General features: G+C 65.9%; 13 protein-coding genes. 6 read left to right on the top strand and 7 right to left on the bottom strand.

Annotated features, from left to right (window positions below; all coding sequences use genetic code 11):
- Positions 1–27: 27 nt before the first annotated feature.
- From BCEP18194_RS04230 to galU, 4 genes are all read right to left on the bottom strand, one after another.
- Complete coding sequence (locus tag BCEP18194_RS04230; RefSeq protein ID WP_011350075.1) at positions 28–1,230, bottom strand: sialidase family protein; 1,203 nt, start codon at positions 1,228–1,230, stop codon at positions 28–30.
- Positions 1,227–2,426 carry a hypothetical protein gene (locus BCEP18194_RS04225; protein ID WP_041492492.1) on the bottom strand — a complete coding sequence of 400 codons (1,200 nt, stop codon included), beginning with the start codon at positions 2,424–2,426 and terminating at the stop codon, positions 1,227–1,229. Before BCEP18194_RS04225 ends, BCEP18194_RS04230 begins: the two co-directional genes overlap by 4 nt.
- A 314-nt stretch (positions 2,427–2,740) precedes the next feature.
- Positions 2,741–3,328: a phosphatase PAP2 family protein gene (locus tag BCEP18194_RS04220; RefSeq protein WP_011350073.1), complete on the bottom strand. Its 588-nt coding sequence runs from the start codon at positions 3,326–3,328 to the stop codon at positions 2,741–2,743.
- 25 nt (positions 3,329–3,353) lie between these two features.
- Positions 3,354–4,238: a UTP--glucose-1-phosphate uridylyltransferase GalU gene (gene galU / locus BCEP18194_RS04215; protein ID WP_011350072.1), complete on the bottom strand. Its 885-nt coding sequence runs from the start codon at positions 4,236–4,238 to the stop codon at positions 3,354–3,356.
- Positions 4,239–4,595: 357 nt separating this feature from the next.
- Here galU and BCEP18194_RS04210 point away from each other — a divergent pair, with 357 nt between their 5' ends.
- On the top strand, positions 4,596–4,829 hold the full coding sequence (locus BCEP18194_RS04210) for a flagellar transcriptional regulator FlhD (RefSeq protein WP_011350071.1): 234 nt from the start codon (positions 4,596–4,598) through the stop codon (positions 4,827–4,829).
- A gap of 130 nt (positions 4,830–4,959) precedes the next feature.
- Positions 4,960–5,268 (top strand): H-NS family nucleoid-associated regulatory protein, encoded by a 309-nt coding sequence (locus BCEP18194_RS04205; RefSeq protein ID WP_011350070.1) that lies wholly within the window; start codon positions 4,960–4,962, stop codon positions 5,266–5,268.
- Between the two features lie 207 nt (positions 5,269–5,475).
- Here BCEP18194_RS04205 and BCEP18194_RS04200 read toward each other — a convergent pair whose 3' ends face one another.
- Complete coding sequence (locus tag BCEP18194_RS04200; protein WP_011350069.1) at positions 5,476–6,399, bottom strand: LysR family transcriptional regulator; 924 nt, start codon at positions 6,397–6,399, stop codon at positions 5,476–5,478.
- A gap of 117 nt (positions 6,400–6,516) precedes the next feature.
- On the opposite strand from BCEP18194_RS04200, the gene BCEP18194_RS04195 reads away from it, so the two are divergent.
- From BCEP18194_RS04195 to BCEP18194_RS04185, 3 genes are read left to right on the top strand one after another with little or no spacing between them, the layout of a single operon-like run.
- Complete coding sequence (locus tag BCEP18194_RS04195; RefSeq protein WP_041492491.1) at positions 6,517–7,095, top strand: YceI family protein; 579 nt, start codon at positions 6,517–6,519, stop codon at positions 7,093–7,095.
- 21 nt (positions 7,096–7,116) lie between these two features.
- On the top strand, positions 7,117–7,722 hold the full coding sequence (locus BCEP18194_RS04190) for an FMN-dependent NADH-azoreductase (protein WP_011350067.1): 606 nt from the start codon (positions 7,117–7,119) through the stop codon (positions 7,720–7,722).
- Positions 7,723–7,757: 35 nt separating this feature from the next.
- The gene (locus BCEP18194_RS04185; RefSeq protein WP_011350066.1) at positions 7,758–8,603 is read left to right on the top strand and encodes a pirin family protein; all 846 of its coding nucleotides are present in this window, start codon (positions 7,758–7,760) and stop codon (positions 8,601–8,603) included.
- Between the two features lie 48 nt (positions 8,604–8,651).
- On the opposite strand, the gene BCEP18194_RS04180 is transcribed toward BCEP18194_RS04185, so the two are convergent.
- Both BCEP18194_RS04180 and BCEP18194_RS04175 read right to left on the bottom strand, forming a co-directional pair.
- Positions 8,652–11,000, bottom strand: coding sequence for a sensor histidine kinase (locus tag BCEP18194_RS04180; protein WP_011350065.1), 2,349 nt, complete (start codon positions 10,998–11,000; stop codon positions 8,652–8,654).
- Positions 10,993–11,829, bottom strand: a complete 837-nt coding sequence (locus tag BCEP18194_RS04175) for a response regulator transcription factor (protein WP_011350064.1) — start codon at positions 11,827–11,829, stop codon at positions 10,993–10,995. Before BCEP18194_RS04175 ends, BCEP18194_RS04180 begins: the two co-directional genes overlap by 8 nt.
- Positions 11,830–13,270: 1,441 nt before the next feature.
- Between BCEP18194_RS04175 and BCEP18194_RS42235 the strand changes: the two genes are divergently transcribed.
- Positions 13,271–18,835, top strand: coding sequence for a YadA-like family protein (locus BCEP18194_RS42235; protein ID WP_011350061.1), 5,565 nt, complete (start codon positions 13,271–13,273; stop codon positions 18,833–18,835).
- The last annotated feature ends 115 nt before the right edge of the window (positions 18,836–18,950 follow it).

The following is an 18,950-nucleotide window of genomic DNA, read 5'->3' as shown; positions in this document are numbered from 1 at the left end:
GCGCGCCCGTGCGCGGGCGGCGGCGTGCTACTGCAGGCTTTGCGTCAGCGCCCTGGACGCGGCGTCCTGGCGGAAGCGGGGGACGCGCAGGAACGTGATGAAATTCGAGTCGTGCTGGCTGGCGGCACCGCCTTCCGGGTCGTCGAATGCGACGCGGAGCACCGCGATGAGGTCGTCGCCGTCGAATTGCCAGTCGACGTACTGGAAGCCGTGCCGTTTCGCGTCGGCGTGCTGCAGCAGGATCCGCCGCGCGGTCCACTGCCTGAGATCGGCGGACGACAACAGCACCAGCGTGTTGCGGACGCGCTCGAGGTTCGTCGACCCGACGCTTTTCGGCACCGCGTTCGTGATCGTCCAGTACTGTTTCGACCGCGGGTCGAAGCGAATCGTGAATTTTTTTCCGGCGCCCGGCAGGTCGACGAAGTCGTGCGCCGGGTCGAACGACAGCGTCCGGCCGTCCCCGCCGGTCGCGACCAGCGCGGCCTTCTCCGGGCCGTTCGCGGTATTCACGCGAAGCATGACGGCGGGCGCAGCGCCTGGCCTGCCGACGACGTTGCCTTCTTCCCACGACTCGAATGTGCCGTCGAGCCAGCGCTTGTCCGACGCCAGATGAACGGACGCGCGCCAGTTGCGCGCATCGAGCAGATCGCGATCGGCCGGCGCCGACATCACCAGCGCGCGCAGGTCGCCGTCCTCGACGCTTTCGTACGCGCGCCAGACCCGCCCGCGGTCGACGAGCACCGGAACCGGCCCGGTGATATAGCGGCCCGGATACGGCAGCATCCCGGTGGCCGCATCGACCGGTGTGGTCCAGGTTGCGCCGCCGTCGTCGGATCGGCGAATGGACGGCGTGCCCATCGAGCGGTTGGTGCCCATCAGGTACAGCGCGCCGTTCAGCACGAACAGCGACGACCAGTATTGATCCGGCACGTCGCCGAGCCTGGACCACGTCGCGCCTTTGTCGTGCGACGTGAACACGGATACATGGTTCTGCGACGCGGCGGCGCCGAACGTGTCGAAGGTCGCGACATAGTCGCCGTTCGGCAGCACGGCCAGCGACGGCGAGCCGAGATAGACGCGTGTGGCCGCCCGGCTGTGCGCGACGACCTGGCCCGGCGGCGCGGGCACGGGCTCGGCGTTCGATGCCGTCACCGTGCAGCACGCACACAGCACCGCGAGGATCGACCGCTTCACCGCGACCAGGGACGGCGGGTAGGGAAATGAGGTCATGTCATGTGTACCAGCGGTTTGCCGCCGGGCGCGTTCGGGTTCGGGTTCGGGCGCTCGACGATGCGCCTGCGTGGCGCGTCCTGGTCGGCCAGCACGACGAACAGCAGCAGCGTGAGCCAGAGCATGCCATACAGGACGTGATACTTGAACAGCAGGATCGGCAACAGATAGAGCAGGTATTTCCGTCTGCCTTTGCGGCGAAACAGCACGAATAGCGTACCGAAGAACGCGGCGAAACCGCCGGCGCCCGCGGCGAACACGAGGTAGATGTAGAACGAGCTGTCCCGCACCTGGTAGCCGCGCAGATGCGTTTTCCCGACGTTGTTCCGCTCGTCCCAGAACAGGCCGCCGCCGAACACGCCGGCAATCGCGTCGCGCTCGGTCAGTTCGGTCAGCACGAGCGTCCGGCTGCCGACCGCATCGTAGTCGACGGACTGGTTGACGCGCTGGTCGTACACGCTATAGAGCCACGGCACGCAGGCGAGCGCGACGACGATGACGGCGATTCGGGTCCGCAGCCGCCCGCGCCCGGTGAGCACGTGCAGCCCGCATAGCGCCGCGCATACGGCCATCGATGCGACCGAGAAGCTGAGTAGCGCGGTGGCGAACCCGACGATGGGGGCGAGCGTGATGCGTCGCTGCGACAGCAGCAGGAGCACCGCGCTCGGCACGACGGTCATCGCATAGAACGACGGTTCGGAATACAGGCCCAACGCGCGGATCGAAATCAGGCTGTCGCTCAGTGCCTTGGTCGCGTAGAGCGCTTCGGAGTCCGATTCGCGGATATAGCTGTCGAAGTCGATGAAGTTGCCCGTCGCGAGGTAATAGACGAGTTGAAACGTGAAGAACGCGGCGTGGATGTAAATCAGCGTCCTGCATGCCGTGTCGAGCGCGTGCCGCGTGAGTACGCCGCCGGCAAACATCCAGTAGCTCAGCGCGATGTACGTCTGGATCAGCAGGAACTTGATGTAGAAGTTCACGTAGAAATCGCCGAACGCGGACAGGATGAACGCGAGACAGGTGCTGATCAGCCAGTACGCGCAAACCGGAAACAGGTGGCGCTGGCGCGTCATCAAGGTCGGCGCCCGGAGAAACGCGAGCGCGCAGAGCAGGAAATACGCGGCGAAGGTCGCCCGTACGCTGAACGCATTGAGGGAGAAGAACAGTACGCTGGCTGAAAATAGCAAGGTCGACATGCGTGCGCCCGATCGGGGAATCCGGATGTGCCGCATGCCGGTCGTTCCGGCGCCGCGCGGCGAGTGGCCGTGCGACGCGGGCGGGATGCCCGTCAGGCAGGGCTGGCTCGCCGGTTCGCACGAGGCATGCGCGCCCGCGGTTCGGCACGGCGGCGCGCATACAGGCGATCAAGCATAGATGGCTGGACGGCCGGGTGAGACCGGTTGTCCGATCGCGGCGGGATTCTGTCTTTTTCCGGCGGGATCGGACACGCGGATAGGGTGCGCGCTCGCTGGTCGGCCGGATACTTCGCAGCGACTTGGAGCCGCGACCGTCATGGCGGCATGACGAAGCGCCCGCACAGAAATGGCGAATACAGTTCGATCGCGGCCTGGATCGGCGCGTGACGACCATAGGCGACGGCCGACACGGCAATCAGCGAACCGGCGGCGAGCACGCGATACCGGGCGTCGACACGCGGTGCACCGTGCCGCCACGCGAACGACAGCGCGACCGTGGAACCGACGATCCAGCCGGCGACGACTTCCGACGGCGTGTGCGCATCGTCGAACACGCGGGCGACGCCGATCAGCGCTCCGAGCGCCAGCCCGAGCGACAGCGACGTGCTCGGCCGGATCGGCGCGCAGCCGGCCAGCGCAAACGCGCAGGTCATCGGCCATACCGCCGACGCGAGCATCGTGTGGCCGCTGATCACGCGGAAATCGAGCGCGCGAACCTGGATGCCGCAGCCGGCGTACAGCAACTTGGTGGCGCCGACCAGCGCCATGCCCGCGGCAAGCATCAGCGTCCACGCCGCCGCGCCATGCGGCCCGGCGCTCGAGCGCGTCAGCCAGACGATGCAGGCGACGGCAAGCGGCAGGGTCAATGCCGCGTCACCGAGATCGCTGACGGCCGCCCACATGACTGCGTGCCCGACGGACGCGCGCTCAGGCGGCCTGCAGCGCCGACATGCGCATGGCCAGATAGCTCTCGAAATCCGCGGCCACTTCCGGGTGGCGCAACGCGAACTCGACCGTCGCCTTCAGATAGCCGAGCTTGCTGCCGCAATCGAAGCGCGTGCCGTCGTAGCGATGCGCGAGCACCTGCTCGTCGGTCAGCAGCGACTGGATCGCGTCCGTCAGCTGCAGTTCGCCGCCGGCGCCCGGCCGCAGCGCACGCAGATGTTCGAACACCTTCGGCTTCAGCACGTAGCGGCCGACGACGCCGAAATTCGACGGCGCTTTCGCGGGCTCCGGTTTCTCGACGATCCCGGACAGCTTGAAGAGGTTGTCCTCCCAGCGTTTGCCGTCGATGACGCCATAGGATTTCGATGCCTCGGGCGCGATCTCTTCCACGCCGATCACCGACGCGTGATAGTGATCGAATACGTCGATCATCTGGCGCAGCACCGGCGTGGGACCGTCCAGCAAGTCGTCCGCGAGGATGACCGCGAACGGCTGGTCGCCGACGAGCTTTTCCGCGCACAGCACGGCATGGCCGAGCCCCAGCGCTTCGGCCTGGCGAACGTAAAAGCAGTCGACGTGGCTCGGTTTGATGCTGCGCACGAGCGACAGCAGTTTTTCCTTGCCGCGCGCTTCGAGTTCGGCCTCGATCTCATAGGATTTGTCGAAGTGGTCTTCGATCGCCCGCTTGCTGCGGCCGGTCACGAAGATCATTTCGGTGATGCCGGCGTCGATGGCTTCTTCGACCGCATATTGAATGAGCGGTTTGTCCACGACAGGCAGCATCTCTTTCGGGCTGGCCTTGGTCGCAGGCAGAAATCGCGTGCCGAGACCGGCAACCGGAAATACGGCTTTCGTCACTTTCAACATGATTTTCGGATTCCATCCGTTCAGGAATGTTACCAACAATGCCGATGGCAGGCGGCGACGCGCGAATACCGTAGTCGGTCGCCGGCGCTGCGCCGATCGCGCGAATGGATTCGCACGCCGTCGGAAAATCGTACGGGCGCTTGGGTTTCGGGAGGTGACCGAATCTAGGCTGAATCCGACAGCGGCGAATGTCGATTCGCGAAATGCGAATGCCGATTTCCAGTGTGTCGGATGCCATCTAGGAATTGTCGGCATGACGCCGGCCGCATGACATAGATTCGGGCATCTACTATTGGACGGACCGGTCGCGGCGCCACGCTTGGCGGCCACGGAACCGCCGTCGGCTCGGGAGCGGCCATGACTGGACAGGGCGATATCTTCGATGCAATCGCGGAATTCAACCGCGCGTATCTCGTACTGGCGCAGCGCATGTTGCGTGGCGATTACGAGCAGGGCAAGCGGCAATTGGGGATCTCGGACGACATTGCCGCGTCCATCGTCGCATTGACGCCCGATCAGATCGATGCAATTGCGGCGAGCGGCGAGTTGTTCTGTGAATTTCGCATCGAGCACGCGCCGGGGCGCGCGTGATCCGTTCTCCGGGTTTCTCGAATGGACGTTCCGGCCCCGCGATTCGCGACACCGCGTTGCGCATCGCCGGCGCCACGACGGTCGCGCCCATTCGGTCTTTTATAACGCAATGAAAGTGTGGAGGAAGTGCATGTCCGGTTATCGCGAATTGAAGGCGCAAGCCGACGAGTTGATGAAGCGCGTCGAGGAAGCGCGGCTCGCCGAACTCGATGCCGTCATACAGGAGGTTCGCATCCGTGTCGCCGAATACGGGCTGACCGCGAGTCAGATATTCGGCCGCCCGGGCGGCACCGCAAAGCGGGGCGCGCGAGGGATCGCGTCCGCGCCCAGGTATCGCGATCCGAAGACCGGCGCGACCTGGAACGGACGCGGTCGCGAACCCGGCTGGATCAAGGGAGGCCGCCGGGAACGCTTCCTGATCGAGCGCAACGCCGGTTGAGCGCGTAACGGCGTCAGGGGCGTCGGCGCGTACGGCGTCGTTGATCTGACGAACGGGTTGCCTGCCGATTGTCGGCAGCTGGGTGGTGCGTTGCCGTGGGCGATCGGCGCCGTCACCGCCAAGCAGTTGCGCGAACTGAGCTGAGCGAACGACTCGCGGATCGTCGCTGAACCGCGACGTCCGCGCTGCCGTCGCAGCAACGACCCGCTATCGGCCAGCAGAATCCTTCAACTGCCCGGGCATCGCTTCGCCCAGCTTTTCCAGCAGGAAATCGGCAAACACCGTGACAGCGGGCGCCAACGGCGGCCGGCTCGTATAGACGAGTTGCAGCCCGAGGTCGCTGCTCGAACGTCGGTAGGAAGGCAGCACGCGCACGAGCTTTCCCTGCTCGATGCCCGGTTCCGCGAGCAACTGCGGCAGCAGCGCCACCCCGAGCCCGGCGATGCAGGCCTGCACCACCACGCGCATGTCGTTGACCGAGAAGCGGCTGTCGATCGAGATTTCCTGCGTGCCGCGCGGCCCCTGCAGGCGCCACATGGCGCGGCCCTGGCGGCCGGACACCGTCAGGCAGTCGTGATCGGCGAGCTCGCGCGGCGTGCGCGGCGCCCCGCGCCGTTCGAGATACGCGGGACTGGCGGCAAGGATCATCGTGCCCGGTGCAATCCGGCGCACGCGGAAGCTGCCGCCGGTCTCGATCCCCATGCGCAAGGCCAGGTCGATGCGCTCGCCGATCAGGTCGGACGGCGTGTCGTCGAGCAGGAAGTCGATGCTGATCTGCGGGTAGCGCGCATAGAACTCCGCCAGCCATTCCAGCCGGAAAATTTCGAACAGGCCGGCCATCGCCGTCACGCGCACCGTGCCGGACGGCTCCTGCCCGTCCGCATGCAGCCGCTCGATCTCGAAGATCCGGTCGAGCGCCGGCGCATAGCGCTCGAACAGCGCCTGCCCCTCCGTGCTCGGCGCGAGCTTGCGGGTCGAGCGGTGCAGCAGGCGCGTGCCGAGCTGCCCTTCGAGCTGGTCGATGCGCCGGCTCAGCGTATTGGCCGGCATGCGCAGGCGGCGCGCGGCCTCCGAGAAGCTGCCGGCACGGACGACCTGGACGAACAGCGCAAGGTCATTCAGATCGAGCATCGGATTCCTCCAAAAATGGATTAATCAAATCCTATTTATCCGTCTAGTGTAAATCAGCGTCCCTCTCCATACTGCTCTCACGCTACAGACGAACCTTTACGTTCCAGGGAGAAAGAGTTGAAGAAGCATTGGATGATTGCAGCGGGCGCACTGGCCGCTTCGCTGTCGCTGTCGGCCTTTGCCGAAAGCACGACCTACCAGTTCGACCCGAGCCACACGTACCCGAGCTTCGAGGCTGACCACATGGGCGGCCTGTCGGTCTGGCGCGGCAAGTTCGACAAGTCGAGCGGCACCGTGACGCTCGACCGCGCGGCGAAGACGGGCACGGTCGACGTGACGACCGACATCGCGTCGATCCACACCGGCAGCGCGAAGCTCGACGAGCATCTGCAGACGGCCGAGTTCTTCGACGTCGCCAAGTTCCCGCAGGCGAACTACAAGGGCGCGATCAAGTTCGACGGCGACAAGCCGGTGTCGGTGGTCGGCAACTTGACGCTGCATGGCGTCACGAAGCCGGTCACGCTGAAGATCGATTCGTTCAAGTGCATGCCGCACCCGATGCTCAAGCGTGAAGTGTGCGGTGTCGACGCCGTCGGCGAATTCGACCGCAGCGATTTCGGCCTCGACTACGGCAAGCAGTACGGCTTCAAGATGAAGACGAAGCTGCTGATCACGGCCGAAGCGCTCAAACAGTAATCCCGTTCGGAGAACACACGCATGAAACTGCTCCATATCGATTCCAGCATCCTCGGCCAGGGCTCCGTCAGCCGCGAACTGTCGGCGGAAGTCGTCGCGACGTTCCGTGCCCGCGATCCGGGCCTCACGGTCACGCGCCTCGATCTCGCCGCCACGCCGATCGGCCATCTGAGCGCTGAACATCTGGCCGCCGCGCAGGGCGCCCCGATTTCCGACGCGCTGAAGGCGGACGTCGAGATCGGCCAGCGCGCCCTCGCCGAATTTCTCGCCGCGGATATCGTGGTGATCGGCGCGCCGATGTACAACTTCGGCATCGCGTCGCAACTGAAAGCGTGGATCGACCGCATCTCGGTGGCCGGCACGACGTTTCGTTACGGCGAGAACGGGCCGGTCGGGTTGTGCGGCGGCAAGAAGCTGGTCGTCGCATCGTCGCGCGGCGGCGTGTACAGCGAAGGGTCACCTGCCGCGGCCTTCGATCATCAGGAAACCTATCTGAAAGCGGCGTTCGGTTTCCTGGGCATCACCGACATCACGTTCATTCGTGCGGAAGGCGTGGCGATGGGGCCCGACCTGCGCAGCGGCGCCATCGCGTCGGCGAAGGAAGCAGCGGCCGCGCTCGCGGCCTGATGCCGCGCGATCGAGCTGACCACCGGAGAATCACCATGTCTCATGCCACGCAGCCCGCCGACGTCGCCGTCACCGGCCGTCACGTCATCTTCCGCACGCGCGGCCGCGCACACGGGCCGATCGTGCGGATGGTGAGCCCGTCCGACGTCGGCGAGATGATCAAGCCGTTCGTCTTTCTCGATCTGGTCGACACGCAAGCGTCGATCGGGTCGGGTTTCGGCTGGCATCCGCATTCAGGGATCGCGACGCTCACGCTCGTGATCGACGGTCGAGGCAGTTACGCCGAATCCACCGGCCACGAAGGCGCGACCGTGGCGGGCGACATCGAATGGATGAGCGCCGGGCGCGGGGTCTGGCATACCGGTACCGTCGTGCCGCCGGTCAAGGTGTTCCAGTTGTGGGTCGCATTGCCGCCGGAGCGCGAGCTGGCGCCGGCCTTCAGCCAGCATCTGTCGATCGCCGACATCCCGTCGGACGGCCCGGCACGCGTGCTGCTCGGCCGCAGCGGCGACGCGGTCAGCCCGATCGATGCGCCGCCGGGCATCCACTACGTCGTCGTGCAGCTCAAGGCCGGCGAGCGCTGGACCTTCCGGCCGCAGCCGGGCTGCAGCGTCGGCTGGACCGCCGTGATGGACGGCAGCCTGCGCGTGCCGGATCCGGTCGGGCAGGGGGAGCTGGTGGTGTTCGACTCGTCCGACGCGGCGATCGAATTCGAGGCGGTGACCGACGCGCGCTTTGTGGTCGGCACGGCCGTCCCGCATCCGCACGACCTGCATCTGGGCAACTACTCGGTGCACACGAGTGCAGCCGCGCTGGTGGAGGGCGAGCGCGAAATCGTGCGCATCGGCCACGAACTGCGCGCGAAGGGCGCATTGCGCTGATTCACCTGCGCGGCATCCGGTCCGTATGGAACCGGGCGCCCGGCGGATTCAGGCCGGCCCGGCGGTGTCCGCTTCGGCGTCGAACGACGTCGCGGCGCCGCGCGCATGTTTCAGCGAGCCGGCCAGTTTCCCGATCGCGTCCAGGTCCAGTGCATCGAGGTGTTCGCGCACGTCCTGCACGAAGGCCGCGTAATCCGGCTCGTCCGCATACTGGCCGAGCCATTCCTCGATATCGGTCAGTTGCCCGTTGTCGGCCAGCAGGATCAGTTGGTCGAGCGCCTCGTCGGGCGGGCACTGCATCGCGGGCGCGGAGTGCTCCGGCTCGGCATCGCTGTCCGGATGAAACCGCCGGACGAGTTCCGACACCGGCACGAGCGCGTGCCCGACGGCCGGCGCGACGATCGCGAACGAGAATGCCGTGCCGACACCCGGCTGGCTGGCCACGGCCAGCTCGCCCCCCATCGCGCCGACGATGCGCTGTGCGATGAACAGGCCGAGCCCGGTACCGCCGTTCACGGCCTGCACCTGCTGGTACGCACGGAAGATGTCGCGGTTTCCGCTGATGTCGATCCCGATGCCCGTATCGGCCACTTCGAACCGCAGGCGCCACGTGTCGCCTTCGCGCGCGGCATGAATCGACAGCGTGACCGTGCCGTCGCGCGTGAACTTCGACGCATTGGACAGCAGGTTGAGCAGCACCTGCTGCAGCCGCATGCCGTCGATCGACACCGTGCGCGGCAGCGCCGTGGCCGGCCGGTACACGAACCGGTTGTCCTGCTGCGCGCACAGCGCGACCGCATAGTGGCCGATGTCGTCGAGCAGGCCGGGCAGGTCGGTGGCATCCGGCGACACGCCGAGCGGCTGCAGTTCGGCCTTCGTGAACGCGAGCAGTTCATCGATCAGCGTGAGCTGGTAGCGGATGCTGCGGTCGATCGACCGGATCAGCCGCGCCTGGCCGTGCGTCGCGCCTTGCAGCAACAGCTTCGCGTAGCCGTTGATCGTGGACAGCGGCGCGCGCAGGTCGTGGCTGACGTAGCCGAGCGTCTCGATCTTCTGCTGCATGTGGGTCGTCACCTGTTGCAGCGCGTCGTTGAGCGCGAGCGTGCGTCGTGCGACTTCGTCGCGCAGGCGATCCTGTTCGGTGAGTTGCCAGTGTTCGAGCCGCTTCCTCGCCTCGGTGCGCTGGCGCCCGACGTGGTGGATCCATGCGGCCAGCACCAGCAGGTGCGTGGCGAGGCCGATGACCGCGATGACGGGGTTCGGGAAGATGTCGGATTTCAGCCAGTTGAGCGCGGGCGGCAGCGTGTTCATGCCGTCGAGCACGCGGATCAGCATGTTGAAGGTGGCGATCGCGATGGCAATCAGCATCACGCGGCCGGTTGGCGTCCGGCGGATCGCGAGCATCAGCGCGAGGCTGATGTTGACGATCCCGACCAGCGCGTTCAGCCGCAGGCAGAACCACGTGAACGTCAGCAGGTCGCCGCACGCGGCGCCGGCCAGGCCGACGGCTTCGAGCGCGAGGAATGCCATGTAGATCGCGCGCATCGGCAGCTTCGTCTGCTCGCGCCGGGCGACCATCAGGATGAACACGATGAAGCAGGAGACCGCCAGGTACGCGAAGATGACTTCGCCGCGCGCCGACCATTCACGTAGCGCAGGCGGCAAGGCCATCGCCAGATAGCCGCGGTAGGCCGCTTCGAACAGCGTCGTGGTCAGCGCCAGCGCGGCCAGCACGTGGAACACGCCGCTGCGCGAAAAGAACCCGATCAGCAGCGCGCACCACATGAGCGCGAGTAGCCCGCCGAAGAAGCCGAAGTCCCACATCGTCGCGCGCCGTTCCAGCGCATCCCACGCCGCATGCGTGAATGCGGCCGGCGCGAGCCGCATTTCCTTGCGCGACGTGACGCGGATCAGCACGGGGAGGCTTTCGCCGGCGCGCAGCGTGACGTTGAGCGCCGGGTAGCGCGACGGCGGCCCGGCGGCATCACCGCCGGCGCCGCTGGCCGGGAAGCGGCTGTCGAGTGTCCACCGGCCGTTCTGGCCGATATAGAAATCCGCCTGGTCGACGCGCGCGTCGCGAATCGCGAGCACCAGCGGGCGCGCGGCGCTGTCGCGGTTGGTCAGCGTGGCGCGGATCCACCATGCCGATCGCGAGAACTCGACGTTGAACGACGACGTGCCGGCCACCGGCGTGCCATGCACCGGATCGGCGAGCCGTGCGGCGACCTGGTCGGCGGACATCGTCGCGCTCGCGTCCTCGAATACCGATACGGCGTCCAGTTGCGCGGGGTTCGGCGTCGTCGCGGCGCGCGCCGTCGCGCAGGTGACGGCCATCGCGAGCAGAAGCAGCAGCATCGCGCGACATCCGGCTGCCCATGCCGCGTGGCGCCTACACATCGTGGTGGTGCTCACCGGGCGTGGCGGGCGGGGCATTGACCGCATGGCGCTGGCGGCGCCAGTCGGACGGCGTGATGCCGAAGCGTTCGCGGAAGGCGGTGGCGAAGTTGCCGGGCGTGGAAAAGCCGATTTCCTCGGCGATGTCGCCGATCCCCATCGACGTCTCCGCGAGGAAGTGCATCGCGGCGCGCAGGCGCGTGTCGCGCAGATATTCGAACACGGTCTGGCCGAGATGGTCGCGGAACACGCGGGACAGGCGCTTTTCGTGCGTGCCGACCTGTCGGGCGAGTTCCTCGAGCGCGGGCGGATGGCGCAGGTCGCGCAACAGGACCTCAGACGCCGCGCGCACGAGGGCCGCATCGGGATTGTCGGGCAACTCGGGCAAATGCGCGAACGGCTGGCTGCGCCGTGCCCGTTTCAGGTGATTGCGGATCCGGGCCAGCACTTCGGTCGGCTCGAACGGCTTGATGATGTAGTCGATCGCACCCGTTTCGAGCCCGGCGATGCGATCCTCGAGATCGCCCGCGGCCGTCAGGATGATGACCGGGATCGATTGCGTCGAAGGCGTCGACGCCAGCAGGCGGCACGCGGCGAAGCCGTCCATGCGCGGCATGCGGACATCCATCAGGATCAGGTCGGGCGCGATCGCCTGGGCACGGTGATAGGCCTGCAGCCCGTCGAACGCGACGCTGATCCGGCACCGTGCGGCGCGCAGGATTTCGGTCAGGAGCCGCAGGTCGTTCGGGCGATCGTCGACGACAAGAATATGTGCGTCAGCAAGATCAGGCGTGGGACGAGGCGACGCCGAACTGGACGAGCGGGATGACATGGTGGCGGATGCGGTGGAAGGGTGGCCGGTCAGGATGAGGCATCGCTGTCTGCGCGATTGTTGCGAAAAATTATATGCCGACGACAGCTCATATTGTGAGGATTCCGCGCGTCCCGTGGGGGCTTGTGCGGCAAGGCGTTGCGTGTCGGTCGCCACGGCGTTCCGTCAAACGGAACGGATGCGGAAAAACGTGCCGAATTGATTTTTAATGATCGGTCTTTATTTCCGGATTAATTTGGAAAAATTAGAATTGCTGCTGGTGAAGAATCAATTTGATGTGCGTCTTCAGGTTGGTGTGTTCCATGTAAAGAATATGAATGGGGTGTGGCTTGCCTGATTAATTTTTTTCTAATGTATGGCTGGAATCGTGTTAGCGATGAAATCGCAATTTGCTCTGGAATGTATTAATGTAAATGCCGTCCGCTCCGGAAAAGTATTTTTCCGCTCTGGAAAAGGTTTGTTCCGGCGGATGCCCGCACACTAGCCCCGGCGCGGCTGGAATCGGTTCTTTGAAACGGTCGGGATCGTGCGAATCGCATGCCGAGGTTCTATCCCGATGCATGCGATACCAATGAGACATTGATTGATGCGCGATCCCATGATGTGGGATCGCGGCGGCAAACGAATAACGGGCACGAGGGTAATGCAAGTTTCATCATTCACCAAATACGTTGCTATATAAGAAAAGCCGGTGAGTGGTGGAATGCGGTTGGTAAGAGGCGCCGGTCGAGACGAAATCGTCAAGGAAATTCGCTCGATTAATTCGGTGCAGGGGTCGTCCGGCAAGTCGTCGATGCTGTTCCGGGAATCCGGAAAATGCGTTTGAATGCCGGACGGAAAGGGTGAGTGGCTGCGCGTGGGCCGTCCGAGGGTTCGATCCATCGGGGGACGGTCGCGCGCGGCGCGCTTTCGAATCAGGCGGGCACGAAAAAGATGAATACAGCAGGCATGACAGGCCAACGCACCGGTTCGCACGAGCCGGCGGCGCATGCTTCAGTCCCGGGGATCGCATGGCGTCATCCTCCTCCTGAATGAAACAGGGCGGGCCGCCCTCGGGTGCGGGCCGGCTTCCGCCTATCCGGCGTCTGAATGACGCTTTCCCATGAGATTCGAGGTCGTCGCGGGTTCGGCGCGATGGCGCACGCGCGTGCGGATGAGCGGCGCGTTGCGCATCGTGCCGCCGGGCTCGCCACGTCGACTTCCATGATTCGATAACCGGCGATCGTCGCCTTGCATCGTGTCGACGGACACGGGCGGCGTGCAGTCGCGTGATCGCGATGTCCATCGCGCGTGTCGTGCAGCGTTACTCAGTTGTTTATTTAGTGATCCAAAGTGAATAGCGGGGCGTCGCGAGGTGGACGGGAATGCGCAGAGGGTGTTCTCGTCGGCCGTCGCGTTTGCCGTTGCGTCATCCAGCACATGAGAACCGAGGGAAGACAAGATGAACAAGTCGTTCAAGTCGATCTGGAACGAAGCATTGGGAGCCTGGGTTGCGGCTTCGGAGCTTGACCGTGCGCGCGGAAAGCGCGTCGCGTCGTCGCGTGGCACGCCGGAGCGTGCGTTGGACGGAGGCGCCGCGGCGCGCGCGGGCACGCCTTCGACTCCGTCGCTCAGGCGGCTCACCGTGCTGATGGCGTCTGCGTATCTCGCGCTGTTCCATGCCGGCGCGCACGCGCAGTACAACCCGGATGGCGGCACGGCCACCGGCGGCATCTCGTCGATCGCGATCGGTGTCGGCTCAAGTGCCGCGCAGACGAATTCCACCGCGTTGGGCAACCTGTCGACGGCGCAGGGCGTGTCGGCCACGGCGCTCGGCCCGGGCGCGCATGCGATGGGTGATGCGTCGACGGCCGTCGGCATCAACGCGCAGGCGACCGGCGTCAACAGCGCGTCGATGGGCGTGCAGGCGATCGGGTCGGGCGATTACTCGGTTGCCATCGGCAACCTCGCCAGTGCGACGCAAAGCAGCACGGTGGCAATAGGCAGCGGGGCGGGCGCGACCAGTGTGTCGGCAATCGGGATCGGCAACAATGCAACGGCCTCCGGTCAGAGTTCGGCAGCGCTCGGTTCTGGCGCGGTTTCGTCGGGCCTCAGCAGCGTTGCGCTCGGCTTTTCGGCGCAAGCGACCAACCAGGGCGCGATTGCGCTCGGCAACCAGTCCACGAGTTCTGGCGCGGCCGGTGTAGCGGTGGGCAGTGGCGCGCTGGCTTCCGGCAATTCTGCTCTCGCGATGGGTGTCAACAGCGGCGGGAAGGGCACGACGTCGATCGCGATCGGCTGGGGCGGCACCGCGGGGGTGGCCGGCTCGGGCACGCAGTCGCTCGGTACCAGTTCGATCGCGTTGGGCTCGAATACGACGGCTGGCGCCGATACCTCGATGGCGTTCGGCACGAGCGCGAATGCGGCGGGTGTCAGTTCGATTGCTGTGGGCGTCCAGTCGAGCGCGACGAAGCAGTTCGCGACCGCGCTTGGTAATGCCTCGCTTGCGACCGGCGTATCGGCGAGCGCACTGGGGGCCGGTGCGACGGCGTCGGCCACGAATGCGACGGCCATCGGCATCAACAGCGTCGCGGCGGCGGGTTCCACAGTGGCGATCGGCGACAGCAACTCTGTCGCGGCCGCGGCGGGTGCAGGCTCGATTGCTGGGGGCAACAACTCGAAGGTGCTGGGCGGCCTCGGTGCCGTCGCGCTCGGTCTGGGACAGACGGTCAGCGGCAACGGTGCGGTGGCGATCGGCGATCCGAGCACCGCGATCGGCACCGGCGCGGTCACGGCCGGGTCGAACAACACGGCGAACGGCGACGGCGCGGTCGCCATCGGCAATTCGAACATCGCTCAGGGCACCGGCTCGCTCGCGCTCGGCAACACGTCGACGGCCGCGGCGGCCGGTGCGGTGGCGTTTGGCGCGTCGGCGGTCGCGAACAATGCGGGCGATGTCGCGCTCGGTTCGGGTTCGACGACGGCCGTGCCGAATCCGACCGCAAGCGCGACGATCGGCGGCGTGACGTACACGTTCAAGGGCACGAATCCGACCAGTGTCGTCAGCGTCGGTGCGGCAGGGACCGAGCGCCAGATCACCAATGTCGCGGCCGGGCGCATCAGTTCGGCGAGCACGGATGCGATCAACGGGTCGCAGCTCGATGCGACAAATCAGGCGGTGAATTCGCTGTCGACTTCGACGGCGTCGAGTGTCAGTTCGTTGTCGACGGGGGTGTCGTCGTTGTCGACCGGGTTGTCGTCGGCCAATAGTGCGATCACGTCGCTTTCGACGTCGGCTTCGACGGGGATCAGCTCGCTGTCGACGGGGTTGAGTTCGACCAACAGCGCGGTGACGTCATTGTCGACCTCTACGTCGACCGGATTGTCGTCGGCCAATAGCGCGATCACGTCGCTGTCGACTTCGACCTCGACCGGCATCAGCTCATTGTCGACGGGGTTGAGTTCGACCAACAGCTCGGTGACGTCATTGTCGACTTCGACGTCGACGGGCCTGTCGTCGGCCAATAGCGCGATCACGTCGCTTTCGACGTCAGCGTCGACGGGTATCAGCTCGCTGTCGACGGGGTTGAGCTCGACCAACAGCTCGGTGACGTCATTGTCGACTTCGACGTCGACGGGCCTGTCGTCGGCCAACAGTGCGATCACGTCGCTTTCGACATCGACTTCGACGGGCATCAGCTCATTGTCGACGGGGTTGAGCTCGACCAATAGCTCGGTGACGTCATTGTCGACGTCTACGTCGACGGGCCTGTCGTCGGCCAATAGTGCGATCACGTCGCTTTCTACGTCGACTTCAACCGGCATCGGCTCGCTGTCGACGGGGTTGAGTTCGACCAACAGCTCGGTGACGTCGTTGTCGACCTCCACGTCAACCGGATTGTCGTCGGCCAATAGCGCGATCACGTCGCTGTCGACTTCGACCTCGACCGGCATCAGCTCGTTGTCGACGGGCTTGAGCTCGACCAACAGCTCGGTAACGTCGCTGTCCACCTCGACCTCGACGGGTATCAGCTCGCTGTCGACCGGCCTGAGTTCGACCAACAGCGCAGTGACGTCATTGTCGACGTCCACATCAACCGGCCTGTCGTCGGCCAACAGTTCGATCGCATCGCTGTCCACGTCGACGTCGACGGGCATCAGCTCGTTGTCGACGGGGTTGAGTTCGACCAACAGCGCTGTTAGCTCATTGTCGACGTCCACGTCGACCGGTCTGTCGTCGACCAATAGCACGATCACGTCACTGTCCTCGTCGGCTTCGACCGGCTTGAGTTCGACCAACAGCTCGGTGGCGTCGCTGTCGACGTCGACCTCGACGGCTGTCGGCTCGTTGTCCACCGGCCTGAGTTCGACCAACAGCGCGGTCACGTCACTGTCGACGTCGACGTCGACCGGCATCAGTTCGCTGTCCACCGGCCTGAGCTCGACCAACAGCGCGGTCACGTCGCTGTCGACGTCGACCTCGACGGCCGTCGGCTCGTTGTCGACCGGCCTGAGTTCGACCAACAGTTCGGTCACGTCGCTGTCGACGTCGACCTCGACGGCTGTCGGTTCATTGTCCACCGGCCTGAGTTCGACCAACAGTTCGGTCACGTCGCTGTCGACGTCCACGTCGACGGCTGTCGGCTCGTTGTCCACCGGCCTGAGCTCGACCAACAGCGCGGTTACGTCGCTGTCGACGTCGACCTCGACGGCCGTCGGCTCGTTGTCCACGGGCCTGAGTTCGACCAACAGTTCGGTCACGTCGCTGTCGACGTCGACCTCGACGGCTGTCGGTTCGTTGTCCACCGGCCTGAGTTCGACCAACAGTTCGGTCACGTCGCTGTCGACGTCGACCTCGACGGCCGTCGGCTCGTTGTCCACGGGCCTGAGCACGACCAACAGCACGGTCACGTCGCTGTCGACTTCGACGTCGACCAGCATCAACTCGCTGTCCACCGGCCTGAGCTCGACCAACAGCGCGGTCATGTCGCTGTCGACGTCGACCTCGACGGCTGTCGGCTCGCTGTCCACCGGCCTGAGCACGACCAACAGCAACGTCACGTCGCTGTCGACCGCGACCTCGACGAGCATCGGTTCGCTGTCCACCGGGCTCAGTTCGACCACGAGCTCGATCGCGTCGTTGTCGACGTCGACCTCGACGACCGTCGGCTCGCTGTCCACCGGCCTGTCGAGCACGAACAGCAACCTGACGTCGCTGTCCACCGCAACGTCGACGGGTATCGGCTCGCTGTCGACCGGCCTCAGCTCGATCGCCAACAACAACACCAACCTCGGTAACAGCACGGCGGGCGCGATCGGCGGCGGGGCCACCTACGATCCGACGACCGGGAAGATTTCCGCGCCGTCGTACGTGACGTACAACAGCGACGGTTCGACGACGATCAACAACAACGTCGGCTCGGCGATCGACAACATCAACGCGCACGGCATCAAGTATTTCCACGCGAACTCGACCGCACCGGACAGCCAGGCGCTCGGCGTCGACAGCGTCGCGATCGGCCCGAATGCGATCTCGAAGGTGGACGGCAGCATCGCGCTCGGTTCGGGTTCGGTATCCGATCGCGCGACGACGCCGGCGTCGGGCATCATCCGCAACGGCACCGCATCGATCCCGTTCAACACGACGGACCAGACGCTGCTCGGCGCGGTGTCGGTCGGCGACGCGACCAGCAAGACGTATCGCCAGATCACCAACGTCGCGGACGGTACCGGCCAGCAGGACGCGGTCACTGTGCGGCAGCTCACCGGCGCATTGCAGTCGTTCGCGGTCACGGGCCAGAAGTATTTCCACGCGAATTCGACGGCAGCGGACTCGCTCTCCGTCGGCGCGGAATCGGTCGCGGTGGGGCCGACGACGGTCGTCAACGGCGACAACGGCGTGGGCATCGGCAACGGTGCGATCGTCGACCAGACCGCTCCGGGCGGCGTCGCGATCGGGCAGGCGGCGAGTGTCGCGCAGGCCGACGCGATCGCGCTCGGCAGCGGCGCGACGGCGTTGGGCGCGCAGTCGGTTGCACAGGGCGCCAATGCGAAGGCGGTCAGCGTGGGCAGCGTTGCACTGGGTTCCGGCGCGCTCGGCAACGCGACCGATGCGCTCGCGCTCGGCGCCGGCGCGTCCGCGACGTTCGCGAACAGCGTGGCGTTGGGCGCCGGTTCGTTGACGACGGTCGGCGCGCTGACGAACTACGTGGCGTACGGCCTGAGCAGCCCGCAATCGTCGGCCGGCGAAGTGAACATCGGCAACCGGCAGATCACGGGCCTCGCGGCCGGCAAGAACGGCACGGACGCGGTGAACGTATCGCAGCTCGATTCGGTCGCGAACCAGCTGACGACGCTGATCGACCAGCGCACGACCAACCTCGGCGGGCAGTACACGACGAACCCGAACGGCACGAACGTGCCGCCGGGGTCGACCGGCCCGAATTCGTCGGCGGGTGGGTCGGGCGCGGTGGCATCGGGCTCGAACAGCACGGCGGTCGGCAACAATTCGCTCGCATCGGGCAACGGCTCTACCGCCATCGGCGTGGGCTCGACGGCGTCGGGCAACAATTCGGCCGCGATCGGCACGGGCAGCAACGACGGCGGGCGGTCGAACGTCGTCGCGGTCGGTTCGACGGAGTCGGCGCGCCAGGTCGTCAACGTCGCGGCCGGCACGCAGGGCACGGATGCGGTGAACGTGAATCAGCTGAATGCCGTGTCGAACCAGTTCACGCAGTCGCTGAACACGGTCAACAACCAGCTCACGCAGATGCAGCAGCAGATCCAGCAGACCGATTCGATGGCACGTGAGGGGATTGCGGCAACCGCCGCGATGGCGTCGATCCCGCACATGGACCGCGACTCGAACTTTGCGATGGGGGTCGGCACGGCGACGTTCCAGGGGCAGAAGGCCATGGCGGTCGGCGTGCAGGCGCGCGTCACGGAGAACCTGAAGGCGACGCTGAACGGCGGCTTCGCCGGGAGCCAGCGCGTCGTCGGCGCGGGCATGCTGTATCAGTGGAAGTGATCGCGCGCTGCGGTTCGTTCCGGCACGCACTGCCGAGGCGGACCGCGCCGAACGCAAACGCACGCGGACGCGGCTGCGCCATTGCGCCGCACGCGCTGTGCCCATCGCATTCTCG

This window comes from Burkholderia lata, from assembly GCF_000012945.1.
Classification (GTDB): Bacteria; Pseudomonadota; Gammaproteobacteria; order Burkholderiales; family Burkholderiaceae; genus Burkholderia; species Burkholderia lata.
The sequence above is the reverse complement of the archived record's forward strand: the minus strand, read 5'-3'. Positions and strand labels throughout refer to the sequence as shown.